The organism is Methanoregula sp., from assembly GCF_002835825.1.
In the GTDB taxonomy this organism is placed as follows: domain Archaea; phylum Halobacteriota; class Methanomicrobia; order Methanomicrobiales; family Methanospirillaceae; genus Methanoregula.
On sequence record NZ_PIZH01000353.1, the window covers coordinates 1 to 2253 of the forward strand.

Annotated in this window: 1 pseudogene; it reads right to left on the minus strand. The window is 55.0% G+C overall.

What is annotated here, in order from left to right:
• Positions 1 to 94: 94 nt before the first annotated feature.
• Positions 95 to 2160, minus strand: a pseudogene (gene carB, locus CW742_RS10925) (carbamoyl-phosphate synthase large subunit); the annotation flags it as partial.
• Between the last annotated feature and the right edge of the window lie 93 nt (positions 2161 to 2253).

The window sequence follows — 2253 nt, forward strand, 5'->3', positions numbered from 1 at the left end:
TTTCCAAGGTCAGGAATCTGACTTCTGGCCCGGAATTATTCACCGGATAAATAAAAGACGCTGAAATGGTGTTTTTTTTCCAATATCTCTTTAGTTATTTGAGATAATGGCTGATAGGCTCAAGGGTGACTTTCTCGCGCTTGATGGCATCAATGGCGAGAGCTGCTGCCCGCGCTGCCTGAAGGGTCGTGATGTAGGGGATCTGGAAGTCCACTGCCGCACGCATGATCTGGTAGTGATCCTGGCGTGACTGCTTGTCCTGAGGGGTATTGATGATGAGCCGGATCTCGCCGTGCCGCATCATGTCGAGGACATTGGGTGACCCTTCCTGGACTTTCCGAACAAGGTGTGCCTCGATGCCCGCGTCATGCAGGTAATCAACCGTGCCTTCGGTCCCGTACAGGGTAAGGCCGAGTTCCTGCAGTTTCCGGGCAACGGGAATGACCTCCTCTTTCTGCTCCATGTTGACCGAGATGAAGATGTTTCCCTTGAGGGGCAGCTCGTTGTCTGCCGAGATGCAGGCCTTGTAGAACGCGAGACCGAAGTCGTAGTCGATTCCCATGACCTCCCCGGTGCTCTTCATCTCGGGTCCGAGCATGGTATCGACACCGCTGAGCTTGTTGAAGGGGAGCAGTACTTCCTTAACTGCCACATGCCTGATCTCCCTCTCCCTGTACCCAAGGTCGCGCAACTTCCTGCCGATCATGACTTTTGCGGCAATTTTCGCGATCGGGATGCCCGTTGCTTTTGATACGAACGGGACCGTCCTGCTCGCGCGGGGATTTGCTTCGAGGATGTAGACCGTATTGTCCTTTACGGCCATCTGGAGGTTGACAAGCCCCACGACGCCGAGCCCGACGACAAGTTTCCTTGTGTAGTCTCTCACCGTGTTAATGACTTCAGGGGAAAGCGACTGGGTCGGGATCACGCAGGCGGAATCACCTGAATGGATGCCGGCCTGTTCGATGTGTTCCATAATGCCGCCTATCAGGACATCTTCCCCGTCGCTGACCGCATCGACATCAAGCTCGATAGCATTCTGGAGATAGGAATCGATGAGGACCGGGTGGTTCCGGCTGACCCGTACTGCTTCCTTCATGTAGGTGTCGAGTTCCCGCTCATCGTGGACGATTTCCATTGCCCGGCCCCCGAGAACGTAGGAGGGCCGGACAAGCACCGGGTACCCGATCTGGGCTGCTTTTGCTTTAGCCTCCGACTCGGAATAGGCTGATGAATTTGGCGGGCAGGGGATGCTGAGTTTCTTTAAGAGCATGCTGAACCGGTCCCGGTCCTCGGCAATATCCATGGCATCCGGGCTCGTCCCGAGGATCCGGGTGGAGAGGCCCAGCCGGCGGATCTCGTTCTCTATTGGCACGGCAAGGTTAACGGCATTCTGCCCACCGAACTGGACCATGACGCCATAATAGGAATCGGACTTGAGGATATTTGCCACATCCTCGAGCTGCATGGGCTCGAAGAAAAGCCGGTCCGAGGTATCGAAGTCTGTCGATACGGTCTCCGGGTTGTTGTTGACGATATGGACTGTGACCCCCTCTTCCTCCCGCAGGGCCTGTACTGCATGGACCGTACAGTAATCGAACTCGATACCCTGGCCGATACGAATGGGCCCGGACCCGAGGATAAGCACTTTTTTCTCCGGGGTGGGGATTATCTCGGACTGTGGTTCGTATGTTGAGTAGAAATAAGGCGTGTTTGCCGGGAATTCGGCAGCGCACGTGTCCACCATTTTATATGACGGGGGAGGGACAAGGGAATCGATCTCGGGCAGGGGCTTTCCGCAGATCTGGGCGATCTCGGTATTGGAGAACCCGTACTTCTTTGCCTGTATGATGTCATCCTTTGAACAGGTTCTTTCTGCAAGGCGTTTTTCCACGTTAACAATATTTTTGATCTTTTCCAAAAAGAATGGGGTGATGGAGGTCAGCTGGACGATCTCATCGACCGTGAAGCCCTGCCGGAACGCGTCGAAGAGGCAATGGAACCGCTCATCGGTTGGACGGGAAAGGATCATCCGTATCTCGCTTGGGCTCGTGTGGCTCTGGACATCGGTGTCGAGCGAGCGCTTCGCCTTCATCAGCGCTTCCTCTACCGTCCTCCCGATTGCCATGACCTCCCCGTGCTCTTCATTGCAGTAGAGAGTCTGTCCCTTATACCCATCTGACGCTTCCGACGAAGAGGAGCGTGTAGTTCTCGGAGGGTGTGGGTCACGTACAAAATAACAAGTCTAGACGA